The sequence below is a fragment of the Enterovibrio baiacu genome (assembly GCF_004120195.1).
GTDB lineage: Bacteria > Pseudomonadota > Gammaproteobacteria > Enterobacterales > Vibrionaceae > Enterovibrio > Enterovibrio baiacui.
In genome coordinates this window covers 1-824 of the sequence record NZ_SCHN01000049.1, presented here as the reverse complement: position 1 = coordinate 824, position 824 = coordinate 1, and the positions used below count along the sequence as shown (strand labels likewise).

The window sequence follows — 824 nt, the reverse complement described above, 5'->3', positions numbered from 1 at the left end:
CATTGCACCTTTCAGTTTCCGCCTCAGACAGTTTATCTCCCTGAATAAAGCGTCGAATTAACGCGGGTCCATGATGAAAAGCGAGCCAACGTTCAACCACCTCTATATTTGACAGCGCTTTTGCCTTTTCAGCATTGATATGCAAAACCACATGATAATGATTACTCATGATGGCGTAAGCGCATACATCGATACAAAACGCACCTGCCAGTGCAAGTAGTCGTTTTTCAATCCACTCTCGACGATGTTCGTAACTTTGTTGCGCTTGCTCATCATAGCCACAGAGAAATGACCGACGAACACAACGTGAGACGCAGTGGTAATAAGGTGTAGCTTCAAGACTGATGAGGGAGGAGCGGGCTTTTGTCATTGAGATTCAAAATGGATGGCAACTGAACAATATGAAAAGCATATCGTTATGAAACCATCCATTCATCTTTACCACGCACCTTTGAGCCTGAAAGCACTAACGCATGCAACTGATAAGGTGATGGTTTTCTTAGAGTGTCTGTCCCTGTCTTGTTGCATTGCACCTTTCAGTTTCCGCCTCAGACAGTTTATCTCCCTGAATAAAGCGTCGAATTAACGCGGGTCCATGATGAAAAGCGAGCCAACGTTCAACCACCTCTATATTTGACAGCGCTTTTGCCTTTTCAGCATTGATATGCAAAACCACATGATAATGATTACTCATGATGGCGTAAGCGCATACATCGATACAAAACGCACCTGCCAGTGCAAGTAGTCGTTTTTCAATCCACTCTCGACGATGTTCGTAACTTTGTTGCGCTTGCTCATCATAGCCACAGAGAAATGACCGACGA

The 824-nt window shown here is 44.4% G+C and carries 1 protein-coding gene and 1 pseudogene; both read right to left on the bottom strand.

What is annotated here, in order from left to right; all coding sequences use genetic code 11:
• On the bottom strand, nucleotides 1–370 hold a 370-nt coding region (locus tag EQP46_RS24015), incomplete at its 3' end, for a transposase (protein ID WP_476729645.1).
• Nucleotides 371–526: 156 nt separating this feature from the next.
• Nucleotides 527–824, bottom strand: a pseudogene (locus EQP46_RS24010) (alpha-amylase family glycosyl hydrolase); the annotation flags it as partial.